The organism is Xanthomonas campestris pv. phormiicola (assembly GCA_025666215.1).
GTDB lineage: Bacteria > Pseudomonadota > Gammaproteobacteria > Xanthomonadales > Xanthomonadaceae > Xanthomonas_A > Xanthomonas_A campestris_A.
On sequence record CP102593.1, the window covers coordinates 2,997,163 to 3,015,262 of the forward strand.

11 protein-coding genes and 1 tRNA gene are annotated in these 18,100 nt (G+C 69.3%); 2 read left to right on the forward strand and 10 right to left on the reverse strand.

The genetic code is table 11. The features are described 5' to 3' along the window. Positions 1-9: 9 nt before the first annotated feature. Complete coding sequence (folK, locus tag NRY95_12385; GenBank protein ID UYC14548.1) at positions 10-522, reverse strand: 2-amino-4-hydroxy-6-hydroxymethyldihydropteridine diphosphokinase; 513 nt, start codon at positions 520-522, stop codon at positions 10-12. Next, positions 519-1,862 carry a polynucleotide adenylyltransferase PcnB gene (gene pcnB, locus NRY95_12390; protein UYC14549.1) on the reverse strand — a complete coding sequence of 448 codons (1,344 nt, stop codon included), beginning with the start codon at positions 1,860-1,862 and terminating at the stop codon, positions 519-521. Before pcnB ends, folK begins: the two co-directional genes overlap by 4 nt. 103 nt (positions 1,863-1,965) lie before the next feature. Between pcnB and NRY95_12395 the strand changes: the two genes are divergently transcribed. Next, positions 1,966-2,040: transfer RNA gene (locus tag NRY95_12395), tRNA-Glu, on the forward strand. Positions 2,041-2,097: 57 nt separating this feature from the next. On the opposite strand, the gene folE2 is transcribed toward NRY95_12395, so the two are convergent. Together folE2 and NRY95_12405 are read right to left on the reverse strand one after the other, a co-directional pair. Next, the gene (folE2, locus tag NRY95_12400) at positions 2,098-3,084 is read right to left on the reverse strand and encodes a GTP cyclohydrolase FolE2 (GenBank protein UYC14550.1); all 987 of its coding nucleotides are present in this window, start codon (positions 3,082-3,084) and stop codon (positions 2,098-2,100) included. Positions 3,085-3,144: 60 nt separating this feature from the next. Continuing rightward, entirely contained in the window at positions 3,145-4,311 is a 1,167-nt protein-coding gene (locus NRY95_12405; protein UYC14551.1) for an N-acetylmuramoyl-L-alanine amidase, read from the reverse strand. Positions 4,312-4,654: 343 nt separating this feature from the next. Between NRY95_12405 and NRY95_12410 the strand changes: the two genes are divergently transcribed. Next, entirely contained in the window at positions 4,655-6,412 is a 1,758-nt protein-coding gene (locus NRY95_12410; GenBank protein UYC14552.1) for a S53 family peptidase, read from the forward strand. 66 nt (positions 6,413-6,478) lie between these two features. On the opposite strand, the gene NRY95_12415 is transcribed toward NRY95_12410, so the two are convergent. The 6 genes from NRY95_12415 to NRY95_12440 form a co-directional block, all read right to left on the reverse strand. Next, positions 6,479-7,906 (reverse strand): sugar porter family MFS transporter, encoded by a 1,428-nt coding sequence (locus tag NRY95_12415; protein ID UYC14553.1) that lies wholly within the window; start codon positions 7,904-7,906, stop codon positions 6,479-6,481. A gap of 90 nt (positions 7,907-7,996) precedes the next feature. Next, positions 7,997-9,337: a xylose isomerase gene (xylA, locus tag NRY95_12420; GenBank protein ID UYC14554.1), complete on the reverse strand. Its 1,341-nt coding sequence runs from the start codon at positions 9,335-9,337 to the stop codon at positions 7,997-7,999. A 39-nt stretch (positions 9,338-9,376) separates the two neighbouring features. Further along, positions 9,377-10,870, reverse strand: coding sequence for a xylulokinase (gene xylB / locus NRY95_12425; GenBank protein UYC14555.1), 1,494 nt, complete (start codon positions 10,868-10,870; stop codon positions 9,377-9,379). After that, positions 10,867-13,257, reverse strand: a complete 2,391-nt coding sequence (locus NRY95_12430) for a glycoside hydrolase family 95 protein (protein UYC14556.1) — start codon at positions 13,255-13,257, stop codon at positions 10,867-10,869. The genes xylB and NRY95_12430 overlap by 4 nt, the downstream gene beginning before the upstream one ends. 184 nt (positions 13,258-13,441) lie before the next feature. Next, on the reverse strand, positions 13,442-16,333 hold the full coding sequence (locus NRY95_12435; protein ID UYC14557.1) for a DUF5110 domain-containing protein: 2,892 nt from the start codon (positions 16,331-16,333) through the stop codon (positions 13,442-13,444). 53 nt (positions 16,334-16,386) lie between these two features. Next, the gene (locus NRY95_12440) at positions 16,387-18,099 is read right to left on the reverse strand and encodes a DUF5597 domain-containing protein (GenBank protein ID UYC14558.1); all 1,713 of its coding nucleotides are present in this window, start codon (positions 18,097-18,099) and stop codon (positions 16,387-16,389) included. Between the last annotated feature and the right edge of the window lies 1 nt (position 18,100).

Here is an 18,100-nt window from a genome sequence, read left to right on the forward strand (position 1 = left end):
AGCCGGGCATTATCTACCGATTGCCACGATCCCGTCGGTTTCGATGCGGTCGCGTCTGTCACGCACCGTTCCATGGCCGGGGATACTCGCCTCGGCGGCGATCTCGGCCAGCGGCAGCAAGGCGAAGCCGCGCTGGTGCAGGTGCGGGTGCGGTACCTGCAGCCCGGGCAGGTCGATCACCGCCTCGGCGTACAAAAGCAGGTCCAGGTCCAGGGTGCGCGGGCCCCAGCGCTCGCCGGGGGCGCGCTGGCGGCCGTGGCGGGCTTCCAGCGCCAGCAGCGCCTGCAGCAGCTCCGGCGCCGGCAGCGCGGTGCTGAGCACGGCCGCGGCGTTGATGAAGTCCGGCTGCGCCTGGTTGCCCCAGGCCGGGCTGCGGTACAGCTGCGAGGCGCGCAACAGGCGCGTGTGCGGCAGCGTGTCCAGTTCGGCGATGGCCGCGCGCAGGGTCGCGACCGCATCGCCGAGGTTGCCGCCCAGGCCGATGCAGGCCTGCACCGGCGCGGGAACGATCGGGTCGCTCACTCGGCCGGTGCGGCGGCATCCGGACGCCGCCGCCGGCGCCGGCGGCGCTTGAGGGTTTCCTCGCTGTCGGCCGGGGCCATCGCCACCTCGTCGCCGACGTAGTCGATCTCCGGGTCGAAGCCGCGCGGCGGCGGCGCGTAGCCGGGCTGCTGCTGCAGTTCCCGCCAATAGGCGATGTCGGCCTCGTGCTCGGCCGAGGCCGACTGGCGCAGGATCAGGAAATCGAACGCGGCGCGGAAACGCGGGTGCGACAGGGTCCGCACCACCCGCTTGCGCTGGCGCGAGGTGAAGCGCGACTGCAGCAGCCAGATCTCCTGCATCGGCAGCGAGAAGCGCCGCGGCAGCGCCACCGTGCTCAGCTGGTGCAGGGTCACCCGGTCGGCGGCGCGGCGCTGCGCCTCTTCCAGCTGCATGCCCTGCTTCTGCAGCGCCATCAGCGCGCGGCAGTAGGCCGGCCACAGCAGCAGCGCGAACAGGAACGCCGGCGACACCGGCTCGTCGTTGGCCACGCGCGCATCGGTGTTGCGCAGGCCTTCGATCAGCATCCGCCGCAACGCCCCGCTGCGGTTGGAAGTGAGCGCCGCGGCGCTCTCCGGGAACAGCGCGGCGAGCAGGCCGTAACGCTCCAGGCCTTCGAAGCTGGCCACGCCGTCGCCGGACAGGAACAGCTTCAGGACTTCCTCGAACAGCCGTGCCGGCGCCGCTTCGGCCAGCAGCCCGGCCAGGCGCGGGAGCGGCTCGGCGGTGGCCGGCTCGATCTCGAAATCCAGCTTGGCGGCCAGGCGCACCGCGCGCAGCATGCGCACCGGGTCTTCGCGATAGCGCTGCTCGGGGTCGCCGATCATGCGCATCAGCCGCGCCTGCACGTCGGCGAAGCCGCCGGTGTAGTCGCGCACCGAGAAATCCTCGATCGCGTAGTACAGCGCGTTGCAGGTGAAGTCGCGGCGCACCGCGTCGTCCTCGATGCTGCCGTAGACGTTGTCGCGGACCAGGCGGCCGTTGTCGAGCTCGCGGTCGCCGCTGCCGTCGTCGACGTTGGCGCGGAACGTGGCCACTTCGATGATCTCGCGGCCGTACACCACGTGCGCCAGGCGGAAGCGGCGGCCGATCAGGCGGCAGTTGCGGAACAGCTGCTTGACCTGCTCGGGGGTGGCGTCGGTGGCGACGTCGAAGTCCTTGGGCTGCAGCTCGACCAGCAGGTCGCGGACCGCGCCGCCGACCAGGTACGCGCCGAAGCCGGCTTCGCGCAGCCGGTACAGCACGCGCAACGCATTGGGACTGATGTCCTTGCGCGAGACGTTGTGCTGATCGCGCGGGATCAGTTGCAGGGTGAACGGCACAGGAACTGGCGGATTGATGATGGCGCTTCCGTATCGAGTTGCGGGATTGCCGGCGGGCGGCTAGCCCCATATACTAGCGCCCTGCAATCGATGCGACCAACCTGCTCCCTTCGTCTAATGGTTAGGACGTGGCCCTCTCAAGGCTAAAACAGGGGTTCGAGCCCCCTAGGGAGCACCATCGCCGCCTCGCCTGCAGCGAAAACCACAAAAGCCCCGCCCTGGCGGGGCTTTCGCGTTATGGGACGCCTGGCGCCGGATGCGCGGATGCGCCGTCGCCCCCCTCGCCGGCCGCGAACCGCTCTGCAGACGCGGCGTCGAGGTCGCCGGCTTCGGCCACCGCATCGTGCGGATGCAGGCTTTCCAGGTGGCGCACCTGGATCCGCACGCCGCCATAGCGCGTCGCCAGCGCCTGCTGCAGGCGCCGTGCGGCGTCCTCCACGTACATCAGGTTGGCGCCGTTGAGGCGGGCGAACGCCTGTTCGTCGGCACGCCGCACCGCCGCCTGTACCGGCGTGGCCAGGGCCTGCTCGGCCAGTGCGATCAGCGCGTCCAGATCGAACCTTGCCGCGCGCGGCGGCACCGCCACCCGCAAGGTGGCGATGCTGCGCTGGCTGTGCGCAGTCGCGTGGCTGCCGTGCTGCAACAGCCAGGCCGCCACGGCATCGCGCTGCAGCGACGGGTGCTCGGCGTGCTGCTGCAGGAACTCCGCGCTGAGCAACTGCCGCGCCAGCGCCGCCGAGCATGGGCAGGTCGAGGAATAGAGCACCTCCACGCCGACCTCGATGCGTACGCTGTCGCCCCGCAGTACCGCGTCGATGCGCAACGGATACGCCTTCCAGCCGGCCAGCCCGGCGCTGCGCAGCGCCGGACTGCGCCGCAGCAGCGCCATGCGCAGCGACATCCTTGCCGCGGTGGAGGCACAGTCGGCATGGCTATGCACCATCGCGTGCAGCAGCTGCGACAGGCGTGACGGCGACAGCGCCTGTTCCGCATATTCGTCCAGCAGCCGGTACAGCCGCGACATGTGGATGCCCTTGACCTGCGCCGCAGGCAAGTCGACATGCAACGCCGCCTGTGCCGGCAGGCGCTCGGTATCGGCCGTATCGCACAAGCGGACCGGCACGGCGATGCCGTCCATGCCGACCCAGTGCAGCGGTGCGGCGATCGTGGACGGTTCGCTGCACGCGATATCGGGCAGCGGCGATTGCTTCGGTAGGTTCATGGAATTGGCAAAGGGCAAGTGGAGGGGAACGCAGCGGCGCGGCCGCAGACCGGCATCGGCTCAGGCATGGTGGACCGGGAACGCCTGGAAGTAATCGTCGATGCCCAACTGCAACGACTGCGCCAGCTCTTCCTGGTGGCGATCGCTGACCAGGCGGCGGCAATCGTCGGCGTTGCTCATGAAGCCGGTCTCGACCAGCAGCGACGGAATGTCCGGCGACTTGAGCACCGCGAAGCCGGCCTGGCCGACATCGCCCTGGTGCAGGCGGGTGACCTGCTGCAGGCGCCCGAGCATGCGCTTGCCGAACTGCAGACTGGTCGCGATGGTGCCGCTCATCGACAGGTCCACCAGCACCTTCGACAGCACCGGATCCTTCTGCCGCAGATAGCGCTCGGCGACATTGCCGTACTGGTCGGCGCTGTTCTCGCTGTCGGCGATCCAGCGCGCCAGCGCCGAGCTGGCGCCGTTCTCCGACAGCGCGAACACCGAGGCGCCCTGCGCGCTGCGGTTGGGCGCCGCATCGGCATGGATCGATACGAACAGGTCGGCCTTGCGCTGGTGCGCGATCACCACCCGCTCGTGCAGCGGCACGAAGCGGTCGTCGCTGCGGATCAGCGTCGGCCGGTAGCGCGGGTCGGCCTGCAGCGCCTGGTACAGGCGTCCGGCCACGGCCATCGCCACGTGTTTTTCGTAGCGGGCGTCGGCGCTGACCGCACCCGGATCCTTGCCGCCATGGCCGGCATCGATGGCCACCACCCGCGGCCGCGACGGCGTCGCGATCGAGGTGCGCGACGGCACGACGAGCGCGGCGACGGGCGCGGCAGCCGCGGCGTCGGCCGGTCCCAGGTCGAGCAGCAACTGTGGCGACGGCCCCGCAGCGGCATCCCAGTGCGCGCTGGCCGCCACCGGCCGGCGCAGGTCCAGCACGATGCGCAGGCCGTTGTCGTGCGCGCCGCTGCGGATCGCGGCGACCACGCTGTCCTGCACCGGCGGCAGGATCGGCGGCGGCGCGGCGGCAACCTCGGGCAGATCCAGTACCAGCCGCTCCGGCGCGGCCAGGGCGAAGATCCGGTAGTCCACCGCCGTCTCCAGTTGCAGGCGCAGACGCAGGCGGCCCGCCTCGGTCTCCAGGGTGCAGGCCAGCAGGCGCGGCGCGGCGGCGCGCGCGAACCCCGGCGCCAACAACAGCGCAGCACTGGCCAGGCCCAGCCATTCGCGGCGGTTCATACGCTCCCCGGCCCTGGCGCGCGACGACGGAGCAGGATGGGATGACGGGCACGGGGAACAGGATGACGGGGCACGGGGGAACGCCTTTTTTTGTAATGTTATAAAATTACAATTCTCCGATCAAATGCCATCGCCTGCGCGCGACGCCATACGGCTCCGCTTCGGCCCGGACGCTATCGCGGCAGGCAGCGCAGGCGCCGGCGCGCCGATTGCCGGCACCGGCCCTGAAATCTCGTAGACGGCGGCAGGCAAAACGGAACTTCTTCCCAGCAGCAGTGTCCAGCCAACTCCCTTCGGCAGCGAGCATCAAAAAATGAAAAGACATCGTTCCCGCAAACTTCTGTTGAGCAGCGCGCTGTGCGCCGTTTCAACCGTCGCCAGCGCCGCTCCCGCGAATGGCTGGGTCGAGACCGCGACCGGCAGCCAGGTCGCCGCTGGCCATGCGCTCGCCCGGCCGGAGCAGGCGCTGAGCCCGGCTCCCCTGGACGCACGGCTGGACATCAGCATCGTGCTCAGGCCGGCCAATCCGGCTGCGCTGCGCCAGGCGACAGCGGCGCTGACGGCGCAGATCGCCGCCGACCCGGCCCTGCAGGCGCGGGCCAAGGCGTTGGCGACGCCGAACGCCGCCGACGTGCAGCGGGTCACCGACTACCTGCTCGGCAAGGGCATCAGCGACGTGCGCGTGGCCGGCAACGGCAGCCTGCTGCAGGCCAGCGCCAGCGTCGGCGCGATCCAGGCTGCGTTCGACACCGCGATCCGCAGCTACACCGCCAATGGCCAGACCCACTACGTCAACGAAGGCGCGGCCAAGGTGCCGGCCGCGCTGGCCGGCAGCGTGGTCGGCGTGCTTGGCCTGGACACCGTGCGCAACGCAGCGCCACCGCGGATTTTTCCACGGCAGCTGGACAAGGCCGACACCGCTGCCGCGGTGTCGCCGCAGGCGACGGCCGCAGCGACGGGGACCGTGGCCGTGATGCATCAGGTGGAAGACCTGCCGGTGCTGTACAACGCCGCGAGCCTGCCCGCCGCCGCCGATACCAGCGCCGCGATCATCGCCGCAGGCAACCTGGAGAACACCTTGGTGCGCCTGGCCAGCTTCCAGGCGCAGCACCGCCTGCGCGCCAACGTGCGCGTCGTGCAGGTCGGCGATCCGGCCGCGGCCGGCTATCGCTCCAGCGACGCCAGCAAGCAGAACGAAGTGGAATGGGACATGGACACCCAGTTGCTGCTCGGCAACGCCGGCGGTCTGCGCACGCTGATCATCTACAACGTGCCGGACTTTTCCTGGAAGAGCCTGATCGACGGCGTGCAGCGCGCCGTCGACGACAATGCGGCCAGAGTGGTCAGCACCTCGATCTATGGACCGGAGGGCTCCGTCTCGCAGGACATCTACCAGGCCCTGAACGCCAGCCTCAACCAGGCCGTCGGCAATGGGCAGAACTTCCTGTTCTGCAGCGGCGACGACGGCATCTACACGCCGCAAAGCGCCAGCGACAACCCGCCCTACTACGCCAGTCTGCTGGGCAAGCCGGAGCAGCGCCAGGTCGGCTTCCCTGCCTCGCACCCCTACGTGATCGCGGTTGGCGCCACCGAATTGCGTACCCCTGCCGGCGCCAGCAGCACCTATGGCAGCGAAATCGCCTGGAACGCGCATCGTGGTCACGGCATCACCCAGGGCGGGATCAGCAAGCTGTACGGCGCACCGAGTTGGCAGAAGACCCTGATCCCCGACATGGTCCGTAGCGGCTACCGCGCAGTGCCCGACGTCAGTTTCAACGGCTCCGGCGACAGCAGCGCGTTCGTCCTGCAGACCGGCAGCAACGGCAACGAGATCAGCGGCTATGTCTATGGCACCAGCGCCGCGACGCCGACCTTCGCCGGCCTGCTCGCACGGGTGCTGCAGGCCAATGGCAACCGCATCGGCTTCGTCGCACCGGCGCTGTATGCCTATGCAAAGAACGCGGACGGCAAACACGACGTGACCAGCGGCGACAACGGCCTGTACGGCGACGGTTACAGCGCAGCGCCGGGCTGGGACGCCGTGTCCGGCTGGGGCAGCGTGGACATGCTCGCGTTCAGCCGCTACCTGCAGTCGCATTGAGCCGGGCGCGGCGCGCGGCGCCGCCCTCGGCAGCGCCGGCGCGAGGACCTCGCGCCGGCACCCGGTTCAGCCCTGCATCTGCTCCAGCTCGCGGCCCTTGGTCTCGTACACGTACTTGAGCACGAAGAACACCGAGATGAACGCGGCCACGGTGTAGATGCCGTAGGCGCCGGCCAGGCCGATGCTACCGAGCAGGATCGGGAACGACACGGTGATGGCGAAGTTCGAGGTCCACTGCGCCGCGCCCGCCACCGCCAGGCCGGAGCCGCGGATCTGGTTGGGAAACATCTCGCCCAGCATCACCCACATCACCGGGCCCCAGGACATGTTGAAGAAGATCACGTAGACGTTGGCCGCGACCAGCGCCAGCCGGCCCATGCCCGGCGACATCGCCAGCTTGCCGGCCGCGTCCAGCGAAGCGCTGGCGAAGGCCAGCGTGACCAGCGCCAGCGACACCGCCATGCCGGCCGAACCGATCCAGAGCAAGGGTTTGCGCCCGATCCTGTCGATCAGCAGCACCGTGATCAGGCAGGCGCCGATGCTCAGCGCGCCGGACAGCACATTGATCAGCAGCGAATCGCTTTCAGAGAAACCCACCGCCTGCCACAGCACCGCGCCGTAGTAGAACACCACGTTGATGCCGACCAGTTGCTGGAACGTGGCCAGGCCGATGCCGATCCACACGATCGGACGCACCTTGCCGGTGACCTTGCTGACCAGGTCCGACAGCTTCGGCTTGTGCTGGTCGGCGGCCAGCGAGGCGGAGATCTCGGTCAGCTTGGCCTGCGCCTCGCGCGGCCCGTAGAGCCTGGTCAGCACCGCCAGCGCATCCTCGCGGCGGCCCTTGACCACCAGGTAGCGCGGGCTTTCCGGGATCGCCAGCAACAGCAGCAGGAACAGCAGCGACGGGAACGCCTGCATCCAGAACATCCAGCGCCACGCGGCCTGGCCCAGCCACAGCGGCTCGGTCGAGGCGCTGGCCAGCTTGACCAGCACGTAGTTGCTCAGGAACGCGGTGAACAGGCCGCTGATGATGGCGATCTGCTGCACCGTGGCCAGGCGCCCGCGGTAGCGCGCCGGCGCCACTTCGGCGATGTACGCCGGCGACATCACGCTGGCCGCGCCGACCGCGAAGCCGCCCATGACCCGCGCGCAGACGAAGAACACGGAACTGTGCGAGGCGCCGGCGCCGAGCGCCGACAGCAGGAACAGCACCGCGGAGATGATCAGCACCGCACGGCGGCCGAGGCGGTCGGCCAGCCAGCCGGCGAAGAACGCGCCGATCGCGCAGCCCAGCAGCATCGAGGCGACCTCGAAGCCGGTACCGGCGGCGCTGGAATGGAAGGTCTGCTTGAGACCGTCGACGGTGCCGTTGATCACGCCGCTGTCGAAGCCGAACAGGAAGCCGCCGATGGTGGCGACGCAACTGATGAGGATGATGAGGCGCGTGTTCTCGCCTGCGCCCTGGGCGCGGTCTAGGGAGACGCTGGACATTGAGTCACCTGGTGTCGTGCAGAAAGGAAGCCGGCCATCGGGGGAGGACAGCACGGCCGGCGGCAAGGGTGCCGCCGGCCGTCACGCGCATCAGCGGATCAGGTACTGGTTGATCAGGTTCTCGTAGGCTTCCTGGCGGCCGCTGACCTGCTTGGGCGCGCCGGCCTTGGCCGCGTGCGCCGCCAGCTCCGCCAGCGTGCTGCGGCCGGCCGCGAACGCCGCACCGGCGCCGCTGTCGAAGCTGCTGTAGCGCTCGGCGCGCCACTGCTCCAGCGGCGAGGCCGTCAGCAGCGCATGGGCCACTTCCAGTCCGCGCGCGAACGCGTCCATGCCGCCGATGTGCGCCAGGAACAGGTCCTGCGGATCGGACGACTCGCGCCGCACCTTGGCGTCGAAGTTCAGCCCGCCCGGCGCCAGCCCGCCCTGCCGCAGCACCACCAGCATCGCCCCGACCGTGTCGTACAGGTCGGTCGGGAACTGGTCGGTGTCCCAGCCGTTCTGCGGATTGCCGCGGTTGGCGTCGATGCTGCCGAGCAGACCCGCGTCGCTGGCCACCTGCAGATCGTGCTCGAAGCTGTGGCCCGACAGGGTGGCGTGGTTGGCCTCGATGTTGAGCTTGAAATCGTTGTCCAGGCCGTGCTGGCGCAGGAAGCCGATCACCGTGGCGCTGTCGAAATCGTACTGGTGCTTCATCGGCTCCATCGGCTTGGGCTCGATCAGGAAATTGCCTTTGAAGCCGATGCTGCGGCCGTAGTCGCGGGCGATGGTGAGGAAGCGCGCCATGTTGTCCTGCTCGCGCTTCATCTGCGTGTTGTGCAGGCTGGCATAGCCTTCGCGGCCGCCCCAGAACACATAGTTCTCGCCGCCCAGCTCGACCGTGGCGTCGAGCGCGGCCTTGACCTGCACCGCCGCGCGCGCGACCACGTCGAAGTCCGGATTGGTCGCCGCGCCGTTCATGTAGCGCGGATGCGAGAACAGGTTGGCGGTGCCCCACAGCAGCTTGATGCCGGTGTCGGCCTGGCGCTGCCTGGCGATGCCGACCATGTGCTTGAGGTTCTTCTCGTACTGGCCGACCTCGTCCGCGTCCGGCGCCAGGTCGATATCGTGGAAGCAGTAGTACGGCACGCCGAGCTTGGTGAAGAACTCGAACGCCGCATCGGCCTTGGCCTCGGCACGGCCCAGCGCGTCGCTGCCGGCGTCCCACGGATAGGCGCGCGTGCCCGGGCCGAACGGATCGGCGCCGTTGCCGCAGAAGCTGTGCCAGTACGCCACCGCGAAGCGCAGGTGCTCGGCCATGGTCTTGTCGCCGATCTTCTTGTCGGCCTCGTAGACCTTGAATGCCAGCGGATTGTCCGAGGCCTTGCCTTCGAACGCGATGCGGCCGATGCCCGGGAAGTATTCCTTGGCGCCGATGTAGACGGAAGTGCTCATGACGAAGTCCTGGTGTGCGTTTGCTGGGGGAAAAGTGGATCAGCCGGCGTAGAGCGGGCCAATGGCGTGCAAGTGCTTCAAGAAGGTCTGGTAGTGCGCCTGGTACTGCGCGCCGCGTTGCGGATCGGGCTGCGCGGACAGCGCGGCGTCGTCCTGCTGGTGCTGCAGCACCACCTCGGCCAGGCTGGCGCGGTCGCCCTGCGCGTGGCCATCGGCCCACAGCGCCTGCAGCGCGGCGCCGAACGCGGCGCCCTCGGCCTGCGCCGGCACGTGCACCGGCAAGCCGAACAGGTCGGCGATCAGCTGGCGCCAGCCGGCGCTCTTGCTGCCGCCGCCGGTGACGTAGATCGAATCGAACGCCAGCCCGGCATCGACGAAGGCGTCGAAGCCGTTGCGCAGGCTGTAGGTGGCGCCTTCCATCGCCGCGCGGTAGAAATGCGCCGGCGTGGTGTTGTGCAGGTCCATGCCGGTCATGCAGCCGCGCGCGGCCGGCAGGTTCGGGGTGCGCTCGCCGTTGAAGAACGGCAGCAACACCAGCCCGCCGGCGCCGGGCGCGGTGGCCTCGAGCAAGGCCTCGCCCTGCCCGGTCCTGAGCCCGAACAGGCGCGAGATGGTCTCGGTGGCCACGGTGCAGTTCATCGTGCAGATCAGCGGCAGCCAGCCGCCGCTGGACGAGCAGAACGCGGCCCAGCGTGCGGCATCGTCGACCACCGGCCGATCGGCGTACGCGAACAGCGTGCCGGAGGTGCCCAGGCTCATCGTCAGCCGTCCCGGCACCACGTTGCCGGTGCCGATCGCGGCCATCATGTTGTCGCCGCCGCCGGTGGCCACGCGCACTTCGCGCGGCAGCCCCAGGGTCTGCGCCGCGGCCGCGCACAGGGCGAAGGTGGTCTCGGTCGGCACCAGCGGCGGCAGCGCCGTGGCCAGATCGCGCTGCGGATCGATCGCCTGCAGCAGCGGCGCCGACCATTGCCGGGTGCGCACGTCCAGCCAGCCGCTGCCGGAGGCGTCGCCGAACTCGGTGTAGCGCTCGCCGGTGAGCCAGAAATTGACGTAGTCGTGCGGCAGCAGCACCGAGGTCATCGCCACGTAGGCGTCGCTGCGGTGCTTGCGCGTCCATGGCAGCTTGGAGGCGGTGTAGCCGGCCAGGATCGGGTTGCCGGCCAGCTCCACGCAGCGCTGTTCGCCGCCGGCGGCGCGCATGATCTCCTCGCACTCCAGCTGGGTGCTGGTATCGCACCACAGCTTGACCGGTGCGGTGACCTGCCCTTGCGCATCCACCGGCACGAAGCCGTGTTGCTGGCCGGACACCGACATCGCGCGCACCTGCGCACGCTGCTCGGCGGTCAGCGCGGCGAAGCAGGCGACGATGCCATCGATCCACCACTGCGCCTGCTGCTCGCGGGTGCCGTCGTCACGGCTGATCAGCTCCAGCGCATGGCCGTGCGTGGCGACCACGCGGCGGCTGTGCGCATCGTAGGCCAGCAGCTTGACGCTCTGCGTGCCCACGTCCAGGCCGATGTACAGACTCATTGCCGCACCAGCCGATCGTCGTGCAAACCCAGTTCCATCGTCGCTCCAGGAGAAAGATCGGCGGTCAGGCTCTGCCCGCCGTAAACCAAAGTGTAGTGCCCGCCACGCTCGCTGCTCAGTCGCGCATGCTGCAGGCGGCCATCGCGCCAGGCCAGATCGACACCGGCCGCGCCGCGCACGCGCAACCCGCGCACCTGCCCCTGCGGCCAGGCCTGCGGCAGCGCCGGCAACAGCCAGATGCTGTCGCCCCAACTCTGCAGCAGCATTTCGGTGATGCCCGCGGTGCCGCCGAAGTTGCCGTCGATCTGGAACGGCGGATGCGCGTCGAACAGGTTCGGATAGGTGCGCTCGGGCGCCAGCAGCATCGCCAGGATACGATGCGCGTGCTCGCCGTCGTGCAGCCGCGCCCACAGGTTCAGGCGCCAGCCGAGGCCCCAGCCGGTAGCGCTATCACCGCGCAGTTGCAGCGAGCGCCGCGCCGCGGCGGCCAACGCCGGGGTGTCGCGCAGGTTGATCTGGCTGGACGGATGCAGCGCGTACAGGTGCGAGACGTGGCGATGCTGGATGTCCGGGGCCTGCATGTCCCAGTCCTGCTGCCATTCCTGCAGCTGTCCGGCGCGGCCGATGCGGTCCGGCGGCAGCTGCGCGCGCAGCGCCGCCAGGCGCTCGCCGAAGGCCGCGTCCACGCCCAGCAGTTGGCCCATTTTGATGCACTGCGCAAAAAGATCGCGCAACAATTGCGCATCCATCGCCGGGCCGGCGCACAGCGCGGCGCCGAACGGATGCCGGTTCTCTGGCGACATCGATGGGTTGGTCACCATCGCGCCGGTCTGCGGATCGCGCACCAGGGTGGCGACGAAGAACTCGGCCGCGCCCTTGAACAACGGATAGATGCGCTGCAGGTAGGCGCGGTCGCGGCCGTAGTCCCAGCGGTCCCACAGCTGTTGCAGCAGCCACACCCCGCCCAGCGGCCACAAGCTCCACTGTGCGCCGTCGACCGGCCCGGCCTGGCGCCACAGGTCGGTGTTGTTATGCACCACCCAGCCCGGCGCGGCGTACATCGCCTGCGCAGTGCGGGCGCCGGTTTCCGCCAGATCGAACAGCATGGCTTCCAGCGGTTCCACGCACTCGTGCAGGGCGTTGGCCTCGCTGGGCCAGTAGTTCATCTCGGCGTTGATGTTGACCGTGTACTTGCTTTCCCACGGCGGCTGCATCAGGTCGTTCCACACGCCTTGCAGGTTGGCCGGCTGGCTGCCTGGCCGCGAGCTGCTGATCAGCAGGTAGCGGCCGTACTGGTGGTAGAGCGCGGCCAGCGCCGGATCGTGGCCGTCGGCGTAGCGGCGCACGCGTTCGTCGGTGGGCAGCTGCGCGGCGGCGCTGCTGCCCAGGTCGATCGCGACGCGGCGGAACAGGCGCCGGTGTTCGGCCAGATGCCGTTCCAACAACTCGGCATGGGACAGCGTCGAGGCGGTGCGCAGCTGCGCGGCGCTGAGCGCCAGCGGATCGCCGCCGACGTCGTCGTAGCGCCGGTAGCTGGTGGCCGCGGTCAGCAGCAGCACCACCTCGTCGGCGCTGTCGATGCGGATCCGCCCGCGCTCGATGCGGGTCGTGCCGCCGCTGGCCTTCGGCAACACCCGCAGCGCGAAACGCAGTCCGCCCTCGATGCCGGCGAAACCGGCATTGCGCCCGGCGAACAGCAACGCGCCCTGCTCTTGCGTGACCTCGCCGGCCTGCGGGCTGTCGATGCCGACGCGCAGCGAGATGCGGCCGGGATGATCGCAGGACAGGCGCACCACGATGCACTGGTCGGTCGGCGAGACGAACACCTCGCGGACGTGCGTGGCGCCGCCCGAGGTAAAGCGGGTGCTGGCCAGCGCGGTGTCCAGATCGAGTTCGCGCCGATAGCCGTCGATGCCGTCGGCGCGGTCGTAGTCGAGCAGCAGGTCGGCCAGCGGCTGATACGGCATCTGCTTGCGCGGGCGCGACAGCATCTTCGCATCGGCCAGCGCTTCGGCCTCGACGTAGCGGCCGGCGAAGATCAACTCGCGGACCTGCGGCAACGCTGCCAACGCCTCCGGCGAGGTCGCATCGTAGGGCTGGCCCGCATACAGCGTGTCTTCGTTCAACTGCACGCGTTCGTGGGCGATGCCGCCCCACACCATCGCACCGAGCCGGCCGTTGCCGAGCGGCAGCGCCTCCACCCATTGCGTGGCCGGACGCGGATACCACAGCCGCAGCGCGGCCGGATCGGCTGCGGCCGGCTCCGGCACGCGCGCGGCATCGGTATCAGCATGGGCAGCGAACGTCGCGCCCGGCACGGCGAGACCGGCCACCAGGCCGCCGCCGATCGCCTTGCACAGTTCGCGGCGGGTCAGCGCGATGCTCACCGTGCAACCACCGCCGAAGCGCGCACGCGCACGCTCGGTCGCTCGCCGTGCGCGACGGCCGCAGCCGTGGAGCGGGCAGCGCGCGAAGCGATGCGTGGCGTGACCGCACCTGCATCGCGGACGCACCGCAACGCGGCCTGCGCCGCAGCGCCGTTCCCGCCGCAATGGCCGTGCAACTCGGCCATTACCTGGCCTTGCTGCCCTTGCCACGCTTGGCGCCCTTGCGCGCCACGCTCAGGCGCTTGCCGCTGTACTGCACGCTGGCATCGGCCTTGGGTTCCAGCGCCCCGCTCTCCTCGCGCACGCCATCGACGAAGCGCACGTTGATGGTGCGCTTGGCCAGCATGCCAGGCCAGTTGCCCTCGCGCGCGCCGATGGTCAGCACGCCCTTGGCCTCGTCCCAGCGCAGCGGAATGCGGCTGAACTCGCCCTTCTCGTAGCCATAGCCCTTGCCGTCGTCCTCGTACAGCGAGAACTGGCCATCGGCGCCGGTGTAGACGACCACGGTCAGCGGCGCGTTCGGCACTTCGTCCACGTACTGCTGCACGGTGGTGGTCGGCACGATGGCACCGGCGCGCACGAACAGCGGCATGCGCTGCAGCGGCGCGGCGGCGTCGATGCTCTGGCCGCCGTCGTAGCGCTTGCCGCTGTTGAAGTCGATCCACGAGGTGCCGGCCGGCAGGTAGACCTGGCGCGAGGTGGCGCCGAAACGGGTCACCGGCGCGACCAGGAACGCCGGCCCGAACAGGTACTCGTCGTTGAGGTCGGCGACCTTGGGATCGTGCGGGAAATCCATCGGCAGGCCGCGCATCATCACCCCGTCGTGGTGGTAGGTGTCGCCGGCGAGCGTGTAGATGTAGGGCAGCAACGCATAACGCAGGCGGCTGTAGTAGGCCATGCTCGCATAGTACGGCGTGCCTTCCGGGGCGATGTTCCAGATCTCGCGGAACGGGAACTGGCCGTGCGAGCGGAACAGCGGCACGAACGCGCCGAACTGGAACCAGCGCGTGTTGAGCTCGCGCCATTCGCTCTGGTGCGCCGGGTCCTGGTCCTCGTAGCGCTTCTCCACCGCAAAGCCGCCGATGTCGAAGGTCCAGTTCGGCAGGCCGGACATGGAGACGTTGACGCCGGCGGAGATCTGGTCGCGCATGTCGTCCCAGCGCGAGACGATGTCGCCGCTCCACACCGCCACCGCGTTGCGCTGGGTGCCGGCATAGCCCTTGCGCGAGAGGATGAACACGCGCTTGACGTCGGCGGCGCGGTCGCCGGCGTAGACGCCATGGGTGTGCGGCAACGGATAGGAATTGAAGAACTCGGTGGACGGGCCCAGCGCGGTCGGCGTGGTGCGTGCCTTGCGCTCGCCGATGTCCAGGTTGGAATGCACGTCCGGCTCGTCGGCGTCCATCCACCAGGCATCGAAGCCCTTGCTGTTGAGCTTTTCGTTGATCTGCCGCCAGTAGATCGCCTGCGCGTCGGCCGAATACGGGTCGTAGAACGAGTTCTTGTAGCCCTTGCCGATCCAGTCCAGCTCGCCGACTTCGACGTTGCGCTTGTACATGTGCCCGGCGGCGTCGAGTTCCTTGTAGTTGGCGGTGGTCGGATAGAACTTGGGCCAGATCGAGATCATGATCTGCGCGTGCATGTCGTGCACCGACTTGACCATGCCGTCCGGATCGGGGAAATGCGCCTTGTCGAAGTCGTGCGAGCCCCACGCGTCCTGCGGCCAGTACGACCAGTCGAGCACGATGTTGTCGATCGGCAGCTTGCGCTTGCGGTACTCGGCCAGCGCGCCGAGCAGCTCGTCCTGGCTCTTGTAGCGCTCGCGGCTCTGCCAGAAACCGTAGGCCCACTTCGGCAGCAGCACCGCCTTGCCGGTCAGCTCGCGGTAGCCGGCGACGACCTGGTCGGCGTCGGCGCCGGCGACGAAGTAGTAGTCGATCATCTGCCCGGCCTCGGACCACAGCGACAGGTCCTTGGCTTCGGCCGCCGGCAGCGGATCGCGGTGCAGCAGCGCGATGTAGCTGGGATCGATCAGGTCCCACTCGACCTTGATCCTGTGGCGCTGGCCCGGCTGCAGTTGCAGCGCGAACTCGTTGTGCCACGGGTTCCAGTTCTGGCGCCAGCGGTCGACCACCAGCTTGCCGTCGACCCACAGCTTGGCGTACTCGCTGGCGTACAGCGAGAAGCTGTGCTCGCCGCCGCTCCTGGCCTCGATCTCGCCTTCCCAGCTGACCTGCATGCGGCTCTTGTCGCCGGGCTTGGCCTTGGCCGGGAACTTGGCCAGATCCTTGATGTACTGGTAGTTGAGTTCCTTCTCGCGGCGCTCCAGCACCTGCTTGCCGTTGACCGAATAGCGCGCGGTCAGCGCGCCCGGCTTGCCCTTGGCGTCGTACAGCGTCAGCGACGCCGGCAGCGGCTGCAGGCCGCGCGGATCGCCCATGCGGGTGATCGAGTTGTTGTCCCACAGGATGCCGTAGTTGCGGCTGGACACCAGGTACGGCACCGCCAGGTCGATATTGCTCTGCAGCAGTTCGACGTTGCGGCCCTTCTGGTTCATCCAGCCCTGCTGGTGCTGGCCGAAGCCGTAGAAGGCCTCGTCGTCGAGCGAGGCGAAGCGCTGCCGCGTGCTCAGATAGGATTTGCCCTCCACTTTGAGCGGCGCGAAGCTGCGCCCGCCCGCCACTTCGGCCAGCAGCGGCTTGCCGGCGGCATCGGCGAAGCTGACATGGCCGTCGACCGTGGACACCTGCGCGGTGACCTTGGCGGTCCTGATCCGCACCGTGTCGCCCTGCTCGTCGAACTGGTAGGCGGTGTCGCCCTGCACCGGCACCCGCATCAGGCTCGGGGTGCGCTTGAAGTCGCCATCCGGATCGGCGCTGACGCGAATGATGCCGCTGTCCACCACCTGCAGCCGCACCGGCGCGGCGCCCTTGGCGCTGGGGTGCACGGTGACGCCGTCGGCGTCCTTCTTCACTTCCTGCGCATTCGCGCCGGCGGCGAGCAGCGCCAGCGACAGGGCCAGCAGGCGTGGCAGCGGCTTCAGCGCCAGGCGGACAGGACGGTTCGCGTTGTACATGTTCACTCCCTCTGTAGCGGGTGACGGCGCCGCACGCTGGCGGCGCCGAGGTGTCAGTAGGTGGCCATGGTGATCTTCAGCAATTGCGGCAGGTCGGAGAAATTGACGCCGTAGTCGGTCTGATCGCCGTTCCAGTTGCGCTGGAACCGCCACTGCGTGTCATCGTAGAAGCCTTCCTCGACCCGGTCGTAGACCATGTTGGCGGTCGCTTCGCTGGCCGGATGCAGGGTCACCCGCACGTGGTAGCCGGTGACCAGGAATTCGTCCGGGCCCAGTTCGGCGATCAGCGCCGCGCCGCTCGGCTCGGGATTGCCGGGCGGCGTGCCCTTGAACCAGAACTGCGGCACGCCGTAGGTGATGGTCGCGCTCCAGCGCTCGTTGAGCCGCAGTTCCTGCACCGGTTGGCCAGGTTCCTCGGCGGTGCCGTGCAGCTTGCCTTCGGAGGCGGCCTTGGCGAACGGGCGCATGCCCATGCCCACCGCCTTGAAGCCCAGCGCGAACGGCGCCATGGTCGGCTCGTCCACCTTCCTGGCGCCCAGCGGCCAGTTCGAATAACCGCTGTAGTCGATGCCGAAGGTCGACCAGCCGATGCCGTCGTGGCCGAGCGCGGCGTACAGGTAGCGCGCGTATTCGGGGCGGTTGCCGGTCTCGGCGACGAACAGCGGGTTGTCCGGCCGCGCGTAGCGATCGAGCACGGTGATGTACGGCGTGTAGTCGGGCAGATAGATGTCCGGCGCCAGCAGGTCGATGTGCGGCGCAGCGGCCTTCCACACGTCGAGCACGTTGTCGGTGGGACCGCCGCTGGCGTACTGGCCGGGCTGGCCTGGATTGAACGGGCCGCGCAGCGCCGCGTTGACGTACATCGGCAGCGGGTACTCGGCCTTGCCGGCCGCGGCCACCTGGTCGATGAAGCGGCCGATGTGCCAGGCATGGAAGAACTCGTCGGCGTCGGCACCGAACACCTGCGCCCAGCTGCCCGGTTGCTTGCCCAGTTTCTGCAGCAATGCGGCGGGCACCGGTCCGTCGAAGGCCCGCTGCGCCAGCGGCGAGAAATCGCGCACGCTGCCGTAGGTGCCCGGCTCGTTCTCCGGCTGCACCATCAGCACGGTGCGCTGCGGGTCGGCCTGCTTGAGGTGCTTCATGAACGCGACGAAGGCCTTGCGATCGGCGTCCAGCGTGGCCGGCGCCAGCGGCGACAGCGAACCGAGCGCCTTGCCGTCGCGGGTGACGACCCGCGGGAAACGCACGTTGTCGGTCTTGACCCAGTGCGGCGTGTAGGCCGGGCCGTTGTTCTTCCAGGTGCCGAACCACAGCAGCACCAGCCGCACCCTGTGCTCGCGCGCCTGCGCCAGCAGCGTATCGACGAAGGAGAAATCGAACTTGCCCTCCTCCGGTTCCACCTGCTCCCAGGCGATCGGCACCTGCACGGTGTTGGGGCCGAGGACCTGCATCGCCGGCCACACCTTTTCCAGGGCGGCGGGATAGTTGCTGGAATTGTTGACCTGCGCGCCGAGGATCAGGAACGGCGCGCCATCCACCAGCAACGCGTGCCTGCCGTCATTGCTGAGCAGTTGCGGGATCGGCGCCGGCGTCGCTGCGGCGCTGGCCTGCGCTGCAGCGGGTCTGGCCGTGTCGGGCTTGGCCGCGTCGGCGTCGGTGGCCGCTGGCTTCGGCGCGCACGCGGCCAAGCCAAGCGCGAGCGTCGTGGCCAACAGCGGGCGCCGGCAGCGGCCGGCGAGGAACGTGCGCGAATCGAGGGAATGCATG